Below are 15,827 nucleotides of genomic sequence, written 5' to 3' on the forward strand. Positions count from 1 at the left end.
ACTCTACGCATCTCTTAGACCCCAAAAAGCTAGAAGGATGCCATATGTCGGAGGCAACATCGAATACAGCGGCCGGCTTCAACGCTGTTCCTCCCGCTGTTTGGCACCGCTGTGGTGCGATGCGCACAGGGACTGCCAATTGGCCCTGTCCCAGAACACATCTCTGTCCCCACGGTGCGGCACGATGTGGTCAACCACAGTAGCCACCGTCACGTACCCTTCCCGCTCGCAATAGACACACACGGGGTTGTCCCGTAGGAATGCCTCTCGTGCCTTCTGCCACCGGTAGTCATACCCCCGCTGCGAGGACGTCTGCCCACTGGCGCGCCACGATCCTGCCTCCATGGTCTGGACGCGGCTTGCTGATAACAGGGCAATGGGCCGCTTCAGGGTTGCGAGCTTCTGCCTCGCCATGGTCAGCGTAGAAAGAACGAAGCCCCGTCGAGCGTTAGCAGGACAGGGCTTCTAATAGCGGTGGTGAGCCGCCAGGTGGAGACGGTTGAGGGAGCCTTCCTTCCGCCCCGTGCTCAGGCCACCCGCGGTCAATGGCACGAATGCCTCCGCTGCCGGCTCCTGCGGTCCATGGCCTCCAAGGCGTTGCCATGCCACAGCGCATCTCTGCGCATTTCCCTCACGACTGCCGACTGGATTTGAACCAGTTCCCTCTTAGGGCTTGGGCTTTTGACCCGTGTCCGGGCTTTTGACCCGGCGAAACCCCAAGCGCTCTATCCGATGAGCTACGGCATACGTGAAGGAAAGCAAAAAGCCGGTGGATTTCTCCGACCGGCTTTCTTTGGGCGCACTGTCCCGGCACCTATTAAAGCAGCTTTCTTTTCGGTTTACAACTCTTGTCACGCGGCTTCTGTCATTCGTACAACACCAAGCAGCCGAAGGGGCGGGAGCATCGTTTCCTTGGCCGCCTGGTAGACCGCGTGTACCTCGGCTACCCGGGCGCTGCGCCATACCGCATGGTCCCGGTTCATCAGATGCAGATTCACCGCGACCCTATGCTCCTGGCTCATCCCGGTGAGAAGGCGATCGACGATCTCCCCGATCGAGGCATCCAGGCGCCGGTCTGCCTCTTCTCCCATATCGGCAGTTTCCTCCCACAGGTCTGTGGATCGAAACTCCCGGCATGACGAATCGGCGGACGGATACCACATGCCGCGCATCTCGGCGAAGGACTGGCGCTGCTGCCAGCGGTGCCAGGCTTGCAGCGCTTCCTCTACCTGCTGGCTCTCGTCTTGTGTCATGGTCCTTCCCTCCCTCGTTCCCCGTACATCAAATCAGCCCCTCTCGCGCTAGGATCCGGATTGACCGGATATGTCCGACCAGCCAGTCCAGATCGACCTCTTCCTTCGTCATGCCTGCCGGCCTCGGCCGCTGGCCGTCATAGACCGCGTCGCACGCAGTGCAGGCATACGCCCCGCAGATGTCGTCCGACTTGATGGCGCCGCCCTTCCCGCCTGCCTCGCCACGGTAGTGGCTCCAGATGGTCGTAGCTGGGTCGAAGGTGCAGACGCCCGGCAATCTCACTTGGCAGTCCTTACCGTTGGCGGACTTGCGGATCTTGCTCATAGCGTTTTGGCCTCCGCTCGCCGATTGGCCTCGATAGTCCGCCAAACTTCGATCTTTGCTTGGGCCGCAACCATCTGCCACCTCAGCACTTCCTCTGCCTCTACGGCTTCACGCAGGCCGCTCAGCAGCTCCGCGTACTCAGGATGCCGATAAGCCTCACGCTCCTGGGCCACAGACGAGGGGTAATCTGGCTCGGCCGCCTTCATCAGCATGGCCTTCTTAGTCTTCCGAAACTCCTCCAGATAGACGCGATCGGCCTTCGCCTTGGCGTAGTGCTTGGCGTTGTCCCGGATGAAGTCCAACGCCCTGAAGATGTTGATTTCGCTCGGGTCGCTCATGGCCGACCCGTTACAGCAAACGCCATGACGGCGAACGGCAGCATGACTACGAACGCCGCCGACCAGAACAGCAAGCGACCGCCGGCACAGGCCCATCCGAGAACGCGATCGGCGACTTGACGTATTTCGCAAGCCTTGCCGCATTCTTTGCGCTCAGCAGCCGAATTCTTGATATCTGCGTCAACTGGTTTCATGCCGCTTCCTCCAGGCTGTCGTCCATGTTCATGCTGTGGCGCTGGTACGGGAGATAGATGTCCACTACCCGCATTCCCCATACCTGCATCAGGTGGTGGGACTCCGGCTCTGCCTTACGCTCACGCCGCGGCACGAATCGCGGCTTCGGAACCCACTTCTCCATAGCCTCGCGGTCCACGCACTCCCACAGCACCGCGTTTGCCATACCGGCGACCCGCCGCGCTTTCACGATCTCACCGAACTGCTTCATGGCGGAGCTGATACCCGCGCGCGTCCCGCCAATCCGTTCAGCGAACTCCGGCGCGCATATCCTTTCCCCGCGAAGGAACGCTTCTCTGAGCAGTTCCCCTACGCTCTTGTCTCTGCTATCCATCTGTCCCCCTATGCCCTTTCCAGTGCCAGCTCTTCGGCCACCACCGACACGCCCGGAACTGCCGCGTATCGCTTCACCAGCCTGATTTCCACCGCCTGGGCGTCGTCCAGATAGACCACGCCGTTCATTCCGTCCTTGACCGCCTTGAGCACGTTGTCGGCGTCCGGCTTCTTCGTCGCCGCCACCAGACCGTCGATTGCCTGCGCCTGCTTGCGCTTCGACCAGCTCGCCGGAATCTGAAGCAAGATCGACACGCCAAGCCGGATGGGCCCTTGCATCGGGCCAGCGCCTTGCATCGCTTCCATGGCGGCCAGCTTCACGAGGTTTTCGTACTTGGCCGTCTTCTCCGGGGTGTACGTGCTAACGAATGCGCCGCGGCGAGCGAATCGCGCCCTGCCCTTTGCTACCGGCTGGCCGGGAACGGTGAAGGCGCAGTACCGAGCCGTATTGCCCTCCGGTACCGGGTCGCAGCAGGTGGCAATTTCGATGACTTCCTCAGCGGTCATGCAAGCCCCCCAACGAAAGCCTCCGTGTAGCGCGCAAGCGCTTGGCTTGGATGCCCAATCAAGGCGTGGACGTGGTTCTGCAGGATCACCCTTGTGATCCACACGCCGTCCTCCTTAATTTCCAGATCGAGAACGTCGATATTCCTGAATTCACGCCCTAGCGTGCATTCACGGTCATACGCCGAGACGCCGGCAAAGGAGAACTTGCTCATGCATGCCTCCGGTAGCTGGGCCAATCGAAGGCGATAAGCTTCCCGCCGCCTTCGCGGAGCCGGTCAAATGCCCGCTCCCCGATGAACGACGCCAGGGCATCCTTCGCCAAATTGCTGATCACGATGGTGGGCTTGAGGCGCTCATAGCGACCGTTGATGATTTCGAAGAGGTACATCTTCTCGGTGTCGCTACCGAACTGGACCCCCACCTCATCGAGGATCAGAAGGTCTGGCTGGATGAATCCTTTGATGACGTCGGATTCGGTGTCCACGGAGTCTTTCCGGTAGGTCTCTTTGATCGCCCGGACAGCGCCCATGACAGAGGTGAAAACAGGCGCCATGTCGCGCGCCATGATTGCGTGGGCTATGCCGATGGCAAGGTGTGTCTTGCCAGTTCCGACGCCACCGCAAAGGATCAGGCTGGCCCCCGTCTCGCACGCAAGTTCGAAGTTGTCTGCGTAGGCTGTGGCGACTTCCAGAGCTCGGCGCGCGCCTTCGCACTGGGGGACGAAGTTGGACAGCCGGCGCTCAGAGAAGCGCGGCGGGATAGCAGCTCGTCCAAGCAGTTGTTGGAACCGGCGATCCCGGAATTCCTGCGCCTGCTTCGCTTGGCGCTCTTCATCCTCACGCTTGATCTTTTCCGACTCGCAGAGTGGGCATGTCGAAGCCCCGAACGGATACAGCGTGCATTGGTATTCGCCGTGCTCGTCGCACACGCGAGGCTCACGCTTAATCTCTCCGGCACGGCCGGCAAGAAAAGATTTCACCGCAGCAAATCGTTCAGAAGGAGCCATCTGCGGCAACGCCTGCTCGGTAGTCTTGCTGTGCGAAGTTTCCATGACGGTCGATCCCATTTTTTGCACTCCGTGCCTTCACCTCAAACAACCCTTGCCAACTGTTCATCGTGCTTTGGTTCAACACCGCTTCAGGGTCCTGCCCACAACTTCGAAACTTCTCCAGCTCGCCTACCGCCAACCGCTTTGCGTACTCGGTCATCGGCTTCTTGATCCGCTTCCGCATGTCGAGGTACGCGGACCATGCCTCTTCAGGAACCCAATCCGGGGGCTGGTAGGCACAGTGTTTTTCTGTCTTTTGGTTGTCTTTTGGATGGTTGTCTTTTGTGGTTACTGATTCGGTAACCGGAGGGGTTACTGGTTCGGTAACCCTTTCGCTACCGATTCGGTAACTACTTACCGATTCAGTAACCGTTACTGAATCAGTAACCCCGGTTACTGATTCGGTAACCGGCACCCGCGCTTTCTGTGACGTCTGCGGGGTTACTGATTTGGTAACCCCGGACCACTCTTGATGGCACTTGTTGATGCCTAAAACGTGACCAAACCGACCGACCGAACGCGTCAGAATCCCCCGCCCTTCAAGCTCGCGAATAGCGACGCTCACGTGCGACTTTGCTATTCCGGTCATCGAGGCGATCTGGCTGAGACCAATGTCGTCGGACTTCTTGTTGAAGCCATAGGTCTTCCGAATGACGGCCATCGCGACAGCCCACTGACGAGACGTCATCCCGGCGCCCAACAGAGCGTCCATAAGCTCGTTGGCGATCCTGGTGAAGCCGTCTTCAAGCTGCGGTGTGGATTGCTCGCTCATCGCCTTGTCTTCGAAGCGCCTAGGCTTGCCCTTCAGTAGCGGCGCTGTGAATGGCCTTGATGCGGGCCTTCCATTCCATGACGCACTGGATGATCTTGTCGGACGCGGCATCGAGAACGGCGTAGTCGCCGCTGTCGATCATTCCGTCCGCATAGCGAGTGGTGAACTCGCTGAACATTTGCCCTTGATTGGTCAGCAGGTTTCCGGCGAGCTCAACCAACGCACCGTCGGACAGGTCGCCGAGCTGAGGCACCGGCACTGTGATGCGGCCACACGAAGCCGCCAGGGCGTCCGCAATGCGGTGGTCGCCCGTCAGAGCCGTGATGGCCGCGGCTTCCTTCAGCGTCAGCTTGTGGTGTTCTTGTGAAGGGTTTAGCTTGTTCTGCAGCACGTTCGCGCTCTTTATCCCCATACGTGCGCCCAGTGCAGGCACGCCGCCCGGGTAGTCGTGGGCCACGTGATAGGCGGCGTCTTCAACCTGCATCAGCGCGGTCAAGTCGATTTCGTGTGAACTGTGAGTCATTCTGTTTCTCCACCGTTTTTTCTAAGGCGCCGTTGGCTGATACTTCGCTCACACCAAAAACAACGCCGGGTCGCAACATGAAAACCGCTACTGCTCGTCCTTCTCTTCGCTGCCTGCGCTCTCTTGCACTTCCCGCCGGACGCTCCTGCCGTCCCCAACCTAGCGCCTTCCGGCATCAACGCTGCCGCTGCTAGGCGGATACGGCGGTACGCATCTCTGTCTGCGGCTGAGGAAAGAGGTCGGGACGTAACAACTTGATCGCGGACGGAATGCCGCGCTTCTTCCAGTTGCTCACCCGCTGAACACCACCGCGCGCCTTGTCGAAGCCGAGCAATTCGGCAACCTTCGACGACCCGCCGAGGCGGTCGATCGCAACTCGGTCTTCCATAACGTCCCCGCTTCGGATATCCATGCCTCAATTACACACCACGTTTAAGCAAAAGGCAAACGCCATGTTTATCAACAACGCGTTTACGTGTGAGACCATCGCGCGCATGCATGAAACGATGGTTCGCCTCTACGAGGCCGCACGGAAGCTGAAAGACCTGGAGACGCCTACCGACGTCGCGCGGGCGCTTAACCAATCCCAGCAGACGATCAACAATTGGGAGCGGCGTGGCATGTCTCGGGCCGGGATGATCGAGGCTCAGAAGCTCATCGGATGCAGCGCCACTTGGCTGCAGACGGGGCAGCCTCCTATGACAACCGATGTAGGTTCGGCAGCTGAAGCGGCCCCCTCGGGAGGCCCGGGGCTAAGTGAGCGGATTGAACTGATACTTGACGAAACGAAGGCTGAACAGGCGGCGCTTGCTAAGGCGGCCGGTGTGACGAAGACCACGGTCAGCCAATGGCTCAGCGGACAGATCAAGTCCATGAAGCTTGAGTACGCCGCCGGCATCCAAGACGCGTTCGGCTATAACGCTGTGTGGCTTGTCATGGGCAAGGGGCAGAAGCGTGTAGCCGTACAGAAAGACGATTTCCAACCAGAGCCAATCCAGGCAAGCAGGTACAGGAAGATTCCTGTAGTAGCCATGGCGCAGCTCGGCGACAACGGCCACTTCTGCGACCTTGAGTACCCCGTGGGGCACGGCGACGGCTATCTGCACTTCATCAGCAACGACCCCGACGCCTATGGGTTGCGCTGTGCCGGTGATTCCATGGAGCCGAGGATCAAGGAAGGCGAGTTTGTGGTCATTGCTCCAAACCACCCTGTGCAGAACGGCGACGAGGTACTGGTGAAATCCAAGGACGGGCGAGTCATGGTGAAAATACTGGGCTTCACCCGCGACGGCTACACGACCTTGCTGTCCGTCAATCAGACTCACAAGCCGATAAAGATCCCAGCCGGCGACATCGAAAAGGTCTCGTTTGTTGAGGCGATTGTGAAACCCTCTGCCTGGCGACCCGAGTAGATCCGCAACCAAACACCAAGGTGCAAACAGATGAACAATGAAGATGGCACTAACAATGCCAACTCACAGGACGACCCCGCGCAAGGGATTCTGGGGCTCACCAACGAGCAGATCCTTAGCTTTCTGGAAAGTGTAGGGAAAAATCACGTCTGCCCCTACTGTACGTCGGAAAAATGGACCCTCATCCGGGACGAAGACTTGGTCCTTGCCGTATTGGGACTAAAAAAGGACGGCACCTTCCCGGCCCCGCCTACCAACGTCCCTGTTGCTTTGGTAGGATGTGACGTTTGCGGTTACCTACGCCACCACGCTCTCGGAGTGATCAAACGATGGATCGACAAGAATCCAGGATAACTGAAGGTGGGATGGCTTACCTCGACCAGATACTGGGCAGAAGGCAGCAGCCCCGCCGGCAGCATGTGACCTATGGAAAGGAAGATCTCCTGACTTTCCACATTGACAGACCCTCTGTCCGCCCCCACCATTCCTCCATGGACCCCGTTAGCCGCCCAGAACTTGAAGCGAAACTCGAGGCCATCGAAGCCAGGATGGATGCCAGAGCTGCACGCATCGAAGGAAAAATCGATGCGTTTCTAGCTCAGATTGCGGAACGCGATAAACGCTTCGAAACATCATTGGCTGATCGGGATGCTCGTATTGCGCTGATCGCGCAGCAAGCGGCAGACTCTGCTTCGCGCGCGGATGATGCTGCGCAAAAGGCCACCGGGATAAAGCTCCATTTTTGGGCCTCCGTCGGTGCGCAGGTTGCCGCGGTCATCGCCATTTGCGTCGGAGCGTATTACGCCAACCAGCAAAGCGTGATCGGCATAGGTCAGTTGCTCCAAGGACAGCAGGCGGGCGCCACATCGCCGCCGACGTCCAAGTAGGCGTTCAACCAAACAACCCAGCCCGCCACACCGGCGGGCTTTTTTTCGCCCAAAATTAAACATTTTGTTTGACACGAATCTAAACGTGTTGTTTAATGAATCCATCGAGGCAGCAAACCGACGGAGCAAGCGATGGCCCACTACCTGGCACAGAACAGCACCCTTCGAGCGAACGGATTTCTGTACTGCTCGAACCCGGAGCGGACGGTGTTCCGCTGGATCGCTCCGGGTCTGCGCCGGTTCTTCTACCGCGACTGGATCGACACGACCCACATGAGCGACGCCGAGTTCTACGCGTTCGCCACCGCGGAGTAAGCCATGGGCAGCGCAATCAAGACCATCAGCCAAGAAGTCCGCGAGTTGATCGACGGACTGACCCCGGCTCAGCAGGAATCCCTGCTGGCCGAAATGCTGGAAGTGCTGGCGACCGACCCGAAGGAATACGCGAACGTCAACGACTACCGCGTGGACACGGTGGAAATGCTGGTCGATCTGCGGGACTCGTACGAGCGCCTTGCCGGCGATCAGATGGCGCAGTGGGACCGCGCACCCAAGCCCGTGACGCGCTTCACGCCGATTGCAGATCTGGCCGAGCGCCGGTTTGCCTGACCAACGCACAAGGGGAAGCAAGATGAAGAAATTCGCCGGCAACAAGCCGCTCATCGAAATCAAGCGCCAATGCGAAGCGGCGGGCATCGACTACAACGACACGCTGTACCGGCGGGGTGGGGACTACGTGGTCATCACCACGGTCAATGGCGATAACGACTCGGGCCAGGTCCTCTACAACACCGTCAACGGCAAGTTCTTCGGCACCACGCCGGACGGCATCCAGTTCGACAGCAGCAGCACCAAGCACGAGAACGAGCCGTGGTTTCAGGCGCTGCTGTCGTTCTTCTACGTCGTAAAGGCAGCCGCCTAACGCAACCCGCCCGCTACGGAGAAAACGATGAACACGACATTTAGCGAAGCCGGGCTGGCTCGCGTGCTGGAGGCGGTGAAGAAGGAGCCGGGGCATACGCCGGGGCCGTGGACCGCTCGCTACCACCGCAGGTACAGGCAATGGAACCTGTTCGACAGCACCGGCTGCGGTGAGGCGATCGCCATCGTTGAAAACGTCGCCTGTACGCGCAGCGATGAAGAAGTCGCGGCCAACGCCCGCCTGATCGCCGCCGCGCCTTGCGTAACCGATCAGTTGGCGAAGCAGATTGAACTCCACTGTTGCGCGTTGCGGCTTCTGAAGTGCGACGAAGAATTTATCGAAAGGCAGGTGGCAGACGCACGCGCCGCCATCGCCAAGGCAACGGGAGAGCAATCGTGACCAATGAACAAGCGGCAGCGCGCCAAGCCGCGCACATTGCCACCGCTGCCGAGGTCTTCCACGCGCTGGATGAACTGGTGCTGGCACTGGATAACACGAACTGGTCCTCGTGGCAGACGACAGCCGGCTTCAGCGCTCAGCTTGAGGTTGCTCGGCATGTAGTGGCCCGCGCCAAGGAGCAACAGCAATGACCTACACGATTGAGTGCGTACGCGGCGTTTGGGACGCCACATGGCGGTACCGCGTGAAGTTGTGGTCGAAGCGAATGACCTACACCGGGACCACCACGTACAAAAACCACCGCGATGCAGAGCGCGCGGCAAAGGCAGCCGGCGCCGTACCGAAGGAGCAACAGCAATGAGCCGCCGCGAGTTTTACCTAGCCCTCGCCTACCCGCTTACCGTCCTTGCAGCCATTGCCATCGTGGGCATCGCTGTGTGGGCCACCAAATAAGGAGAGACACATGGCACAGACCATTGAAATCAAAGGGCATGTGTATGCCCGCAAGGATTGGGACAACAAGCTGCAGTACGCGTTCTTTGACTTCAACCCGGAGAGCGATTGGTTCCCCGTATGCGAGCACACGATCAACGCGACGCAGGCCGACGACTTTGACCCACTCCTCGCGCAAATTCGGTCGCTGGAGCAACAGCGCGAGAGGCTCCGCGCCGAACTCGGCAAGCGCATCACCGAGATCAACGAACAGATCCAGTCGTTGCAGGCACTGCCGTTTGAGCAGCCCATCAGCGACGTGGACGGACTACCGGGTCACATCCCGTTTTGATCATGCTGCATCCCGACGATCCGATCTATATGCGCGTTCGACAAGAGCGCAACTGCCTGTGGCTGCGTCGCGTGACGTGGGCATGCATCGGCGTGCTGTTGGCTGTGGGCGTGAACCAGGCGATGGGAGGGTGAGGTGAAAGTTTGGATAACGAAATACGCGCTCTCTGTTGGGCTCTATCAGGCAGAGGCTGAGCGGTGCAGCAGCCGGATGATCGAGGTGAGGGACAGTTCTGTCGGGCTGCCCCAGTACTTCCATGGCGCCGAATGGCACGAAGACCGCGATGTGGCCGTGGCGCAGTGTGAAGCGATGCGGAACAAGAAGCTGGAATCGCTGCGCAAGCAAATCGCGAAGTTGGAGAAACTGACCTTCGGGGAACAAGCATGAACCTGTTCGAACGATTCGACGCAGCACACCCCCGGGCAGCCGAGGCGCTGGTGACGGTATTCCTGTTCGCTGTCGTGTGCCTGGGCAACTGGCTCGACGGGCCGATGGTGGCGTGACATGGACCCGGCTTACTGGCAACAAGTCGGCCAGTGGGAACAGGCCGAAATCATCGAACTGATGGAGTGGTACGAAGCACGCCGCGATCAGTTCAGCCAATCAGACGAGGAATCAGAAAATGAGCATCGCAACCATGATTATCGGAGAGAGCGGGACTGGCAAGAGCACCAGCCTGCGCAACCTTGACCCGGACGAAACGCTGCTGATCCAGGCAGTAAAGAAGCCCCTTCCCTTCCGATCTGCTGGCTGGAAGCCGGTAGTAAAGGGGCAAGGCGGGTCGGTCTACGTAACCGACAACAGCGCCAACATCGTCACGGCCATGCAGAAGACGAGCAAGGAGATCATCGTGATCGATGACTTCCAATACGTCCTCGCTAACGAGTTCATGCGCCGCGTCACGGACGTGGAGACGGGCAACGCGGCCTTCGCCAAGTACAACGAGATCGCACGCCATGCGTGGGATGTGCTGATGGCGGCTAGCTCCCTGCCCGACTACAAGCGGGTCTACATCCTGAGCCACACCAGCACCGACGACTTCGGCAAGACCAAGATCAAAACCATTGGGAAGCTGCTGGACGAAAAGATCGTCATGGAGGGGCTCGTAACCATCGTTCTGCGCACCGCGGTCCAGAACGGCGAATACACCGTCAGCACCAAGAACAACGGCCAAGACACCGTAAAGGCACCGCTTGGCCTCTTCGAATCCGACCACATCGAGAACGACCTCGCCATGGTGGATGCGGCAATTGCCGACTACTACGACCTCAAGCAAGTAGCGTAAGGAAATCAGACATGTATCAACTCGACAAGCAAGCCGCGATGAATGCCGATTCCACCGGAAAGTGGCTGACGGAAACTGGCAAGTACATCGGCAAGATCCTCTGCGCGGAGGATATCAAGGCGTCGTCCGGCACGCGCGGTATCGCCCTGACTCTGCAAGCTCAGGATGGCCGCGAGACTCGCCAGTTCATCTACACGGTGAAGACTGATGGAACGCAACTGTCCGGCTATGACCTCGTGATGGCCCTGATGACTTGCCTGAAGCTGCGCGATATCAAGCCGGTGACCGGCACGGTAAAGCGCTGGAACAAGGACACCCGCCAGGAATACCAAGAGCAGGCCACCGTCTTCCAGGAACTCGCGGGCAAGCCTATCGGCTTCCTGCTCCAGAAGACCGAGGAAGAGAGCCGCAAGAACCCGGGCGAAACCGCATGGACCGCAAAGCTGGTCGGCGTGTTCGAGGCTGGCACCGAACTGATGGCGTCCGAGATTCTGACCGGCAAGAAGCAACCGGAGGCACTGGCCCTGCGCGTCGCTCAGTTGGCGGACCGCCCGCTGAAGAAGCGCACGGGCACTACATCGGCACACGACTACGCGCCTGCCGGGGGCGACAGCTTCCAAGACGCGGATATCCCGTTCTGATAGGAGACGACCATGAGCGCCCTCACCCTCTACCAGATCAGCCAAGAGCATCGCGCGCTGGCCGAGAAGCTCCAAGACATGGACTTGGACGAGCAGACGATTGTCGACACGCTGGAAGCCGAATCCGGCCTCGTGGAGAAGTCGCAATCGGTGGCGTTCGTGGTCCGCAACCTCGAAGCCTTTGCCGATGCGATCAAGGCCGAAGCTGACGCGATGGCGGACCGTGCCAAGCGCGTGCGCAACCGGGCCGATGCCGTCCGCAAGTATCTGCACACCTGCATGAACCTCGCGGGCGTCCAGAAGATCGAGCACCCGCAATTCACGATCAGCGTGCGGAAGAACCCTGTCAGCGTCCAGATTGACGGCGTGGACCTGATCCCGAAGGACTACATGCGCGAGATCCCGGCCAAGTACGAACCGGACAAGAAGCTCATCAAGCAGGCCATCGAAGAAGGCTTTGCGGTGCCAGGCGCGAGCCTCACGCGCACCGAATCGCTCCAGATTAAGTGACTGCGACTTGCGGCTGCATCAATCCACCCCGGCAGGTGCGGCCGCCTTTTTACACGAGTGAGAAGTGGCGGCCTACTACAACGAGATTGAGCCATACGCAGCTCAGTGGCTGCGAAACCTGATAGCCGCCGGCCACATCGCGCCAGGCGACGTAGACACGAGGGATATTCGACCTATGCGAGTCCAAGGTCCGACGGAGGGTAGTTCATTCGGTCTAGCAGTCGATGGCACGTTGGACAAAGGACCCAAACCATTGTCGGCCACACCATATTTGCCGCAGACCTACGTTGCCCGAGCCTCTCATGGCCAGGCTTATGCGCAATCTCAGTCACGCGCGCCTCTCCGCATGCCTCGCAAGCGCGCGGCGCGTCCGGATTCAGGAAGTAGAAGCGGCGATTTTGGGTATCAGGCGGCAGCTTTTCTTTCGTGCGAGCGCGGTAGATCGCCTCCATTTTTGGCCGTCGCTCATGGAAGTTTCGTGCCGCCGCTGCGTTGCTTGCGCGCCGGCAATCATCCGAGCATAGCCACTTGTTGTGCTGGCCAGGACCGATCGGAAACAAAGCTCCGCAGACCCGGCAATTGTGCCCAGCCTCCCGTGGGAGTCCAGGATTCTTCTTGCGCCATCGGGCTTTGCATCGAGTTGAACAGTACTTCCTATGAGAGTGGGACCCTGGCAATTCGATTCCGCACTCGACGCAATGAGGCTGCAATTCGCTCATCCGCTCTCCACTTTTTTGCCACGGAACTCTAATGCAAAAGTGGGCTTACTACAACGAGATTGACCCGTTCGCAGCGCAGTGGATTCGGAACCTGATTGCTAAAGGCCATGTTGCCCCAGGCGTCGTTGATGAGAGGGATATAAGAGATGTTCGACCTGATGACGTCAGAGAGTTCGCTCAATGTCATTGGTTTGCGGGAGTTGCAGTCTGGTCCCATTCGCTCCGGCGTGCCGGTTGGAGCGACGATCGACCTGTTTGGACTGGTTCCTGTCCGTGCCAACCTTTCTCCGCGGCAGGCGCAGGACTTGGCTTTGCTGACGAGCGGCACCTTTGGCCGCACTGGCACCACCTCATCCGCGAGTGCCGCCCTGCAGTCGTCCTTGGAGAGCAGGTTGCGAGCAAGGACGCAGACCCTTGGATCGACCTTGTACACGATGACCTGGAAGCCTTGGGTTACGCCTTCGGGGCGGTCCCGTTCCCGTCTGCGAGCATCGGTGCGCCGCACATCCGAGACAGGCTCTACTGGGTGGCCCACGCCAACGACGCGCGACTGGAAGGACGGGGCGAGTGCCGGGGCCAACGTACCGTTGAACGGTCTCCTTGGTCGCGTGGCGTGGCTGTACGGGGACGGGACGGCCGCGAGCGGTTCATTGAACCCGGCATTCAGCCGCTGGCTCATGGGGCTCCCTCCCGAGTGGGACGACTGCGCGCCTATGGCAACGCGATCAACGCCGAAGCGGCGCGCGTCTGGATCGAATGCGTGATGGACTCGCTGGAACAACAACAAGGACAAACGACATGACCGAACAGGACAAGCAGGGAGCGGAGCCGGACCTGCGCAACGCCCCGCCCGCTGGACTCACGCCCCGCCAGAAGGAAATTCAGCGCCGTCAGTTTGCATCTGAGCAGCAGGGAGCGGAGCGCGAGGCGTTCAAGACGTGGTGGTGCGCCTCCGACGAGTACAACTACGCCCACACCGGCTCGGCCGCCTCAGCATGGGAAGCCGGACGCGCCGCCCTGCGCGCCGAGCAGCAGGGGCAGGAGCCGGAGGGGTACTTCGTTACCACGGATGACGGGCGCTGGATCGAAGCGGATAAGGGCGTGAACCGAGCACATACCACGCCGCTCTACACCCGCCCCGCCCCCGCATCGCAGCCGGTGGGCGAGGTGGCGCAGGCGGGGCTGTCGGACGTGGACAAGAAGCGCATCGCGCATAACGTGCACGTGCAATGCAGCCTCATCCCTGGCGCCACCTTTTACAACGCGGCCGACATAGCAATCGACGCCATCCTCGCCCGCTCCGGCCAACCCGCGCAGGAGGGGTAATGGAAGCCGCACGCCTTTCAGCCAAGCAAGTCGAGGACTGCCTCGCGCTAAATCCGTTCGATGGCGACTTCGGCTCGCCCGGCGACATGGTCTTTGCGGATCGCGTCTGCCTCGCGCGGAAGCCGGGCACGTGCAACGACTGTTTAGGCGCAATCAACGCAGGGGAACAGCAGCGCCGTCTCGACGCAAAGTTTGACGACACCATGCGGTCCTACCGCTGGTGCGCCCTCTGCTGCCACGCGATGGCGCTGAGCTGGCATGACAATGGTGCCGCCCTACAGGCGCGATGGATATTGCGCGCCCGCGCCAACCAACAGGAGGGCCGCGACAATGGCTGAGTTGAAATCCTGCCCGGAGTGCCGGGAGCCGACCCGCATCATCATGAACGGCACGGTCGAGATGTGCTCGCGCTGTGCGTGGGCGGCCGAAGTCCCGAACCGCGCCGCGCCGGCTGACAAGCAAGGCGGCGGGCTGACAGATGCGGAAGCCGGCACGCTGTTCCGCTCCACCGCTGCCAAACTCGGTGCAGATACCATGTGCAGCGACAAAACCGCAGGCGCCTTCGCCCGCGCCGTTCTCGCCCGCGTTGCGCCGAGCGACCAAATCGTAACGGCTTTGCAAGACATCAAAGAGAACGCTAGCAAATGGCATCCGTTGCACACCCCGCAGTCTAGCGAACAGCAGGCCGAGCGAGTTACTGACTGCTCCACCGCCGACTGCCAGTGCGATGAATGTTCTATCGGGCGCGGAGATTGGGCGCCAGTGAGCGAGCAGCCCGCCGAGGAAGCGCGCGGGGTGGTTCTTACGGCAGAGCAAGCAGCAGAGATTCACGACATCATGCGCGCGTGCCATCGGTGGCATGGGGGAGACAGCCATTCAAAGGAACGACGCGAGCGTGCTATGGCCCTACTCGCCGCGCCCGCCGCTGCGACGGCGCAGGACTATGAGGCAGTTCTGGCAGACCATCGCCGCCTTGTGCGCGAACTGGACGTGCTGTTGAACGGCGACGCGGCGGCGAAGCAAGCCAGCCTTTGCGACATCGTTGCTCAGGTGCGCCGGGGTGGGATCAAAGCCGCTACCGGGGCGCAGGGGCTGACGCCAGAACAGATTGCCATGGTCGCCGCGCCCTATATCCGTCCGGTGCAGCGCGGCATGTTTGCCCAAGACCTTGCGGCCGCCCTCGCCGCCTCGCAACCGCATGGAGGGAAGGAACGTGGGTGAGTTCGACCTGGAGGTATCCGAGCGCATTGCCGAACGCACGCGCGATCCGATCCTGCGCGCTGCAAATGCCCACATCCGCGACCTAGAAGCCGACCGCGACTCCTGGCGCGATCAAGCATCCGAGCGGCTGAAGGACTGGGTCGACATGCGCGTGCGGGCAGAGACGGCAGAACAACGCATCCGCGAGCTGGAGCAGGACGCGGCGCTGTTGGATTGGCTGGCCGCCCGATGTGCCCCGGGTCCAGGCGCGAAGGACTTGTTGGGGCGGCACGTCTACGTTCATTTCATGCGTTTCCCTGTCATCGAGTGTGAGGAAGGGGCGCCGCTGCGCGAAGCGATCACCGCCGCCATGGCCGCCAGCGCGAAGGGAGGGAAGGATGCAGGCTGA

Annotated in this window: 31 protein-coding genes and 1 pseudogene; 20 read left to right on the forward strand and 12 right to left on the reverse strand. The window is 60.5% G+C overall.

What is annotated here, in order from left to right; all coding sequences use genetic code 11:
- Positions 1–168: 168 nt before the first annotated feature.
- From LDO27_RS09795 to LDO27_RS09850, 12 genes and pseudogenes are all read right to left on the reverse strand, one after another.
- A pseudogene (locus LDO27_RS09795) lies at positions 169–414 on the reverse strand (HNH endonuclease); the annotation flags it as partial.
- A gap of 437 nt (positions 415–851) precedes the next feature.
- Positions 852–1,253 (reverse strand): hypothetical protein, encoded by a 402-nt coding sequence (locus LDO27_RS09800; RefSeq protein ID WP_224041432.1) that lies wholly within the window; start codon positions 1,251–1,253, stop codon positions 852–854.
- Between the two features lie 28 nt (positions 1,254–1,281).
- Positions 1,282–1,578, reverse strand: coding sequence for a nuclease domain-containing protein (locus tag LDO27_RS09805; RefSeq protein ID WP_224041434.1), 297 nt, complete (start codon positions 1,576–1,578; stop codon positions 1,282–1,284).
- Positions 1,575–1,916 carry a hypothetical protein gene (locus tag LDO27_RS09810; RefSeq protein ID WP_224041436.1) on the reverse strand — a complete coding sequence of 114 codons (342 nt, stop codon included), beginning with the start codon at positions 1,914–1,916 and terminating at the stop codon, positions 1,575–1,577. Before LDO27_RS09810 ends, LDO27_RS09805 begins: the two co-directional genes overlap by 4 nt.
- Complete coding sequence (locus tag LDO27_RS09815; RefSeq protein WP_224041438.1) at positions 1,913–2,110, reverse strand: hypothetical protein; 198 nt, start codon at positions 2,108–2,110, stop codon at positions 1,913–1,915. Before LDO27_RS09815 ends, LDO27_RS09810 begins: the two co-directional genes overlap by 4 nt.
- On the reverse strand, positions 2,107–2,361 hold the full coding sequence (locus LDO27_RS09820) for an EVE domain-containing protein (RefSeq protein WP_224041440.1): 255 nt from the start codon (positions 2,359–2,361) through the stop codon (positions 2,107–2,109). The genes LDO27_RS09815 and LDO27_RS09820 overlap by 4 nt, the downstream gene beginning before the upstream one ends.
- 131 nt (positions 2,362–2,492) lie before the next feature.
- Positions 2,493–2,990: a RusA family crossover junction endodeoxyribonuclease gene (locus tag LDO27_RS09825; RefSeq protein ID WP_224041442.1), complete on the reverse strand. Its 498-nt coding sequence runs from the start codon at positions 2,988–2,990 to the stop codon at positions 2,493–2,495.
- A complete protein-coding gene (locus LDO27_RS09830) occupies positions 2,987–3,202 on the reverse strand; it encodes a hypothetical protein (protein ID WP_224041444.1) in 216 nt (71 codons plus the stop codon). The genes LDO27_RS09825 and LDO27_RS09830 overlap by 4 nt, the downstream gene beginning before the upstream one ends.
- The gene (locus LDO27_RS09835; protein ID WP_224041446.1) at positions 3,199–4,041 is read right to left on the reverse strand and encodes an ATP-binding protein; all 843 of its coding nucleotides are present in this window, start codon (positions 4,039–4,041) and stop codon (positions 3,199–3,201) included. Before LDO27_RS09835 ends, LDO27_RS09830 begins: the two co-directional genes overlap by 4 nt.
- Positions 3,983–4,810, reverse strand: a complete 828-nt coding sequence (locus tag LDO27_RS09840) for a replication protein (RefSeq protein WP_224041448.1) — start codon at positions 4,808–4,810, stop codon at positions 3,983–3,985. The genes LDO27_RS09835 and LDO27_RS09840 overlap by 59 nt, the downstream gene beginning before the upstream one ends.
- A gap of 19 nt (positions 4,811–4,829) precedes the next feature.
- Positions 4,830–5,306: a phage regulatory CII family protein gene (locus LDO27_RS09845; RefSeq protein ID WP_224041450.1), complete on the reverse strand. Its 477-nt coding sequence runs from the start codon at positions 5,304–5,306 to the stop codon at positions 4,830–4,832.
- A 217-nt stretch (positions 5,307–5,523) separates the two neighbouring features.
- Complete coding sequence (locus tag LDO27_RS09850; protein ID WP_224041451.1) at positions 5,524–5,745, reverse strand: helix-turn-helix domain-containing protein; 222 nt, start codon at positions 5,743–5,745, stop codon at positions 5,524–5,526.
- A gap of 40 nt (positions 5,746–5,785) precedes the next feature.
- On the opposite strand from LDO27_RS09850, the gene LDO27_RS09855 reads away from it, so the two are divergent.
- The 20 genes from LDO27_RS09855 to LDO27_RS09945 all read left to right on the forward strand — a co-directional run bounded on the left by LDO27_RS09855 (position 5,786) and on the right by LDO27_RS09945 (position 15,827).
- Entirely contained in the window at positions 5,786–6,745 is a 960-nt protein-coding gene (locus LDO27_RS09855) for a LexA family transcriptional regulator (RefSeq protein ID WP_224041453.1), read from the forward strand.
- Between the two features lie 30 nt (positions 6,746–6,775).
- Positions 6,776–7,099: a hypothetical protein gene (locus LDO27_RS09860; RefSeq protein WP_224041455.1), complete on the forward strand. Its 324-nt coding sequence runs from the start codon at positions 6,776–6,778 to the stop codon at positions 7,097–7,099.
- A gap of 11 nt (positions 7,100–7,110) precedes the next feature.
- A complete protein-coding gene (locus LDO27_RS09865; RefSeq protein ID WP_224041457.1) occupies positions 7,111–7,632 on the forward strand; it encodes a hypothetical protein in 522 nt (173 codons plus the stop codon).
- Positions 7,633–7,764: 132 nt separating this feature from the next.
- Entirely contained in the window at positions 7,765–7,947 is a 183-nt protein-coding gene (locus tag LDO27_RS09870) for a hypothetical protein (RefSeq protein WP_224041459.1), read from the forward strand.
- 3 nt (positions 7,948–7,950) lie between these two features.
- Positions 7,951–8,241, forward strand: a complete 291-nt coding sequence (locus LDO27_RS09875; RefSeq protein ID WP_224041460.1) for a hypothetical protein — start codon at positions 7,951–7,953, stop codon at positions 8,239–8,241.
- A gap of 22 nt (positions 8,242–8,263) precedes the next feature.
- Positions 8,264–8,554, forward strand: coding sequence for a hypothetical protein (locus LDO27_RS09880; protein ID WP_224041461.1), 291 nt, complete (start codon positions 8,264–8,266; stop codon positions 8,552–8,554).
- A gap of 27 nt (positions 8,555–8,581) precedes the next feature.
- Positions 8,582–8,953, forward strand: coding sequence for a hypothetical protein (locus tag LDO27_RS09885; protein WP_224041462.1), 372 nt, complete (start codon positions 8,582–8,584; stop codon positions 8,951–8,953).
- Positions 8,950–9,144 carry a hypothetical protein gene (locus tag LDO27_RS09890; RefSeq protein ID WP_222203997.1) on the forward strand — a complete coding sequence of 65 codons (195 nt, stop codon included), beginning with the start codon at positions 8,950–8,952 and terminating at the stop codon, positions 9,142–9,144. Before LDO27_RS09885 ends, LDO27_RS09890 begins: the two co-directional genes overlap by 4 nt.
- Complete coding sequence (locus LDO27_RS09895) at positions 9,141–9,314, forward strand: hypothetical protein (RefSeq protein WP_224041464.1); 174 nt, start codon at positions 9,141–9,143, stop codon at positions 9,312–9,314. The genes LDO27_RS09890 and LDO27_RS09895 overlap by 4 nt, the downstream gene beginning before the upstream one ends.
- A 102-nt stretch (positions 9,315–9,416) precedes the next feature.
- Positions 9,417–9,737 carry a hypothetical protein gene (locus tag LDO27_RS09900; protein ID WP_224041466.1) on the forward strand — a complete coding sequence of 107 codons (321 nt, stop codon included), beginning with the start codon at positions 9,417–9,419 and terminating at the stop codon, positions 9,735–9,737.
- 2 nt (positions 9,738–9,739) lie between these two features.
- On the forward strand, positions 9,740–9,871 hold the full coding sequence (locus LDO27_RS25580) for a hypothetical protein (RefSeq protein WP_290368812.1): 132 nt from the start codon (positions 9,740–9,742) through the stop codon (positions 9,869–9,871).
- Between the two features lies 1 nt (position 9,872).
- Positions 9,873–10,124 (forward strand): hypothetical protein, encoded by a 252-nt coding sequence (locus LDO27_RS09905; RefSeq protein ID WP_224041467.1) that lies wholly within the window; start codon positions 9,873–9,875, stop codon positions 10,122–10,124.
- A gap of 235 nt (positions 10,125–10,359) precedes the next feature.
- Entirely contained in the window at positions 10,360–11,022 is a 663-nt protein-coding gene (locus LDO27_RS09910; RefSeq protein WP_224041469.1) for an AAA family ATPase, read from the forward strand.
- Between the two features lie 11 nt (positions 11,023–11,033).
- The gene (locus LDO27_RS09915; RefSeq protein ID WP_224041471.1) at positions 11,034–11,663 is read left to right on the forward strand and encodes a hypothetical protein; all 630 of its coding nucleotides are present in this window, start codon (positions 11,034–11,036) and stop codon (positions 11,661–11,663) included.
- Positions 11,664–11,675: 12 nt separating this feature from the next.
- Positions 11,676–12,173 (forward strand): siphovirus Gp157 family protein, encoded by a 498-nt coding sequence (locus LDO27_RS09920; protein WP_224041473.1) that lies wholly within the window; start codon positions 11,676–11,678, stop codon positions 12,171–12,173.
- 750 nt (positions 12,174–12,923) lie between these two features.
- Entirely contained in the window at positions 12,924–13,694 is a 771-nt protein-coding gene (locus LDO27_RS09925; RefSeq protein WP_224041475.1) for a DNA cytosine methyltransferase, read from the forward strand.
- Positions 13,691–14,218, forward strand: coding sequence for a hypothetical protein (locus tag LDO27_RS09930; RefSeq protein ID WP_224041477.1), 528 nt, complete (start codon positions 13,691–13,693; stop codon positions 14,216–14,218). Before LDO27_RS09925 ends, LDO27_RS09930 begins: the two co-directional genes overlap by 4 nt.
- On the forward strand, positions 14,218–14,556 hold the full coding sequence (locus tag LDO27_RS09935) for a hypothetical protein (RefSeq protein ID WP_224041479.1): 339 nt from the start codon (positions 14,218–14,220) through the stop codon (positions 14,554–14,556). Before LDO27_RS09930 ends, LDO27_RS09935 begins: the two co-directional genes overlap by 1 nt.
- A complete protein-coding gene (locus LDO27_RS09940) occupies positions 14,549–15,439 on the forward strand; it encodes a hypothetical protein (RefSeq protein ID WP_224041481.1) in 891 nt (296 codons plus the stop codon). Before LDO27_RS09935 ends, LDO27_RS09940 begins: the two co-directional genes overlap by 8 nt.
- Positions 15,432–15,827, forward strand: a complete 396-nt coding sequence (locus tag LDO27_RS09945) for a hypothetical protein (protein ID WP_224041483.1) — start codon at positions 15,432–15,434, stop codon at positions 15,825–15,827. The genes LDO27_RS09940 and LDO27_RS09945 overlap by 8 nt, the downstream gene beginning before the upstream one ends.

Origin of the sequence: Cupriavidus respiraculi, assembly GCF_914271545.1 — a bacterium.
GTDB classification, from domain to species: domain Bacteria; phylum Pseudomonadota; class Gammaproteobacteria; order Burkholderiales; family Burkholderiaceae; genus Cupriavidus; species Cupriavidus respiraculi.

Coding starts and splice junctions, on each gene's coding strand:
- LDO27_RS09800 (WP_224041432.1), bottom strand. CDS start 1,253: ATGACACAAGACGAGAGCCAGCAGGTAGAGGAAGCGCTGCAAGCCTGG.
- LDO27_RS09805 (WP_224041434.1), bottom strand. CDS start 1,578: ATGAGCAAGATCCGCAAGTCCGCCAACGGTAAGGACTGCCAAGTGAGA.
- LDO27_RS09810 (WP_224041436.1), bottom strand. CDS start 1,916: ATGAGCGACCCGAGCGAAATCAACATCTTCAGGGCGTTGGACTTCATC.
- LDO27_RS09815 (WP_224041438.1), bottom strand. CDS start 2,110: ATGAAACCAGTTGACGCAGATATCAAGAATTCGGCTGCTGAGCGCAAA.
- LDO27_RS09820 (WP_224041440.1), bottom strand. CDS start 2,361: ATGAAGCAGTTCGGTGAGATCGTGAAAGCGCGGCGGGTCGCCGGTATG.
- LDO27_RS09825 (WP_224041442.1), bottom strand. CDS start 2,990: ATGACCGCTGAGGAAGTCATCGAAATTGCCACCTGCTGCGACCCGGTA.
- LDO27_RS09830 (WP_224041444.1), bottom strand. CDS start 3,202: ATGAGCAAGTTCTCCTTTGCCGGCGTCTCGGCGTATGACCGTGAATGC.
- LDO27_RS09835 (WP_224041446.1), bottom strand. CDS start 4,041: ATGGAAACTTCGCACAGCAAGACTACCGAGCAGGCGTTGCCGCAGATG.
- LDO27_RS09840 (WP_224041448.1), bottom strand. CDS start 4,810: ATGAGCGAGCAATCCACACCGCAGCTTGAAGACGGCTTCACCAGGATC.
- LDO27_RS09850 (WP_224041451.1), bottom strand. CDS start 5,745: ATGGATATCCGAAGCGGGGACGTTATGGAAGACCGAGTTGCGATCGAC.
- LDO27_RS09855 (WP_224041453.1), top strand. CDS start 5,786: ATGTTTATCAACAACGCGTTTACGTGTGAGACCATCGCGCGCATGCAT.
- LDO27_RS09860 (WP_224041455.1), top strand. CDS start 6,776: ATGAACAATGAAGATGGCACTAACAATGCCAACTCACAGGACGACCCC.
- LDO27_RS09865 (WP_224041457.1), top strand. CDS start 7,111: ATGGCTTACCTCGACCAGATACTGGGCAGAAGGCAGCAGCCCCGCCGG.
- LDO27_RS09870 (WP_224041459.1), top strand. CDS start 7,765: ATGGCCCACTACCTGGCACAGAACAGCACCCTTCGAGCGAACGGATTT.
- LDO27_RS09875 (WP_224041460.1), top strand. CDS start 7,951: ATGGGCAGCGCAATCAAGACCATCAGCCAAGAAGTCCGCGAGTTGATC.
- LDO27_RS09880 (WP_224041461.1), top strand. CDS start 8,264: ATGAAGAAATTCGCCGGCAACAAGCCGCTCATCGAAATCAAGCGCCAA.
- LDO27_RS09885 (WP_224041462.1), top strand. CDS start 8,582: ATGAACACGACATTTAGCGAAGCCGGGCTGGCTCGCGTGCTGGAGGCG.
- LDO27_RS09895 (WP_224041464.1), top strand. CDS start 9,141: ATGACCTACACGATTGAGTGCGTACGCGGCGTTTGGGACGCCACATGG.
- LDO27_RS09900 (WP_224041466.1), top strand. CDS start 9,417: ATGGCACAGACCATTGAAATCAAAGGGCATGTGTATGCCCGCAAGGAT.
- LDO27_RS25580 (WP_290368812.1), top strand. CDS start 9,740: ATGCTGCATCCCGACGATCCGATCTATATGCGCGTTCGACAAGAGCGC.
- LDO27_RS09910 (WP_224041469.1), top strand. CDS start 10,360: ATGAGCATCGCAACCATGATTATCGGAGAGAGCGGGACTGGCAAGAGC.
- LDO27_RS09915 (WP_224041471.1), top strand. CDS start 11,034: ATGTATCAACTCGACAAGCAAGCCGCGATGAATGCCGATTCCACCGGA.
- LDO27_RS09920 (WP_224041473.1), top strand. CDS start 11,676: ATGAGCGCCCTCACCCTCTACCAGATCAGCCAAGAGCATCGCGCGCTG.
- LDO27_RS09925 (WP_224041475.1), top strand. CDS start 12,924: ATGCAAAAGTGGGCTTACTACAACGAGATTGACCCGTTCGCAGCGCAG.
- LDO27_RS09930 (WP_224041477.1), top strand. CDS start 13,691: ATGACCGAACAGGACAAGCAGGGAGCGGAGCCGGACCTGCGCAACGCC.
- LDO27_RS09935 (WP_224041479.1), top strand. CDS start 14,218: ATGGAAGCCGCACGCCTTTCAGCCAAGCAAGTCGAGGACTGCCTCGCG.
- LDO27_RS09940 (WP_224041481.1), top strand. CDS start 14,549: ATGGCTGAGTTGAAATCCTGCCCGGAGTGCCGGGAGCCGACCCGCATC.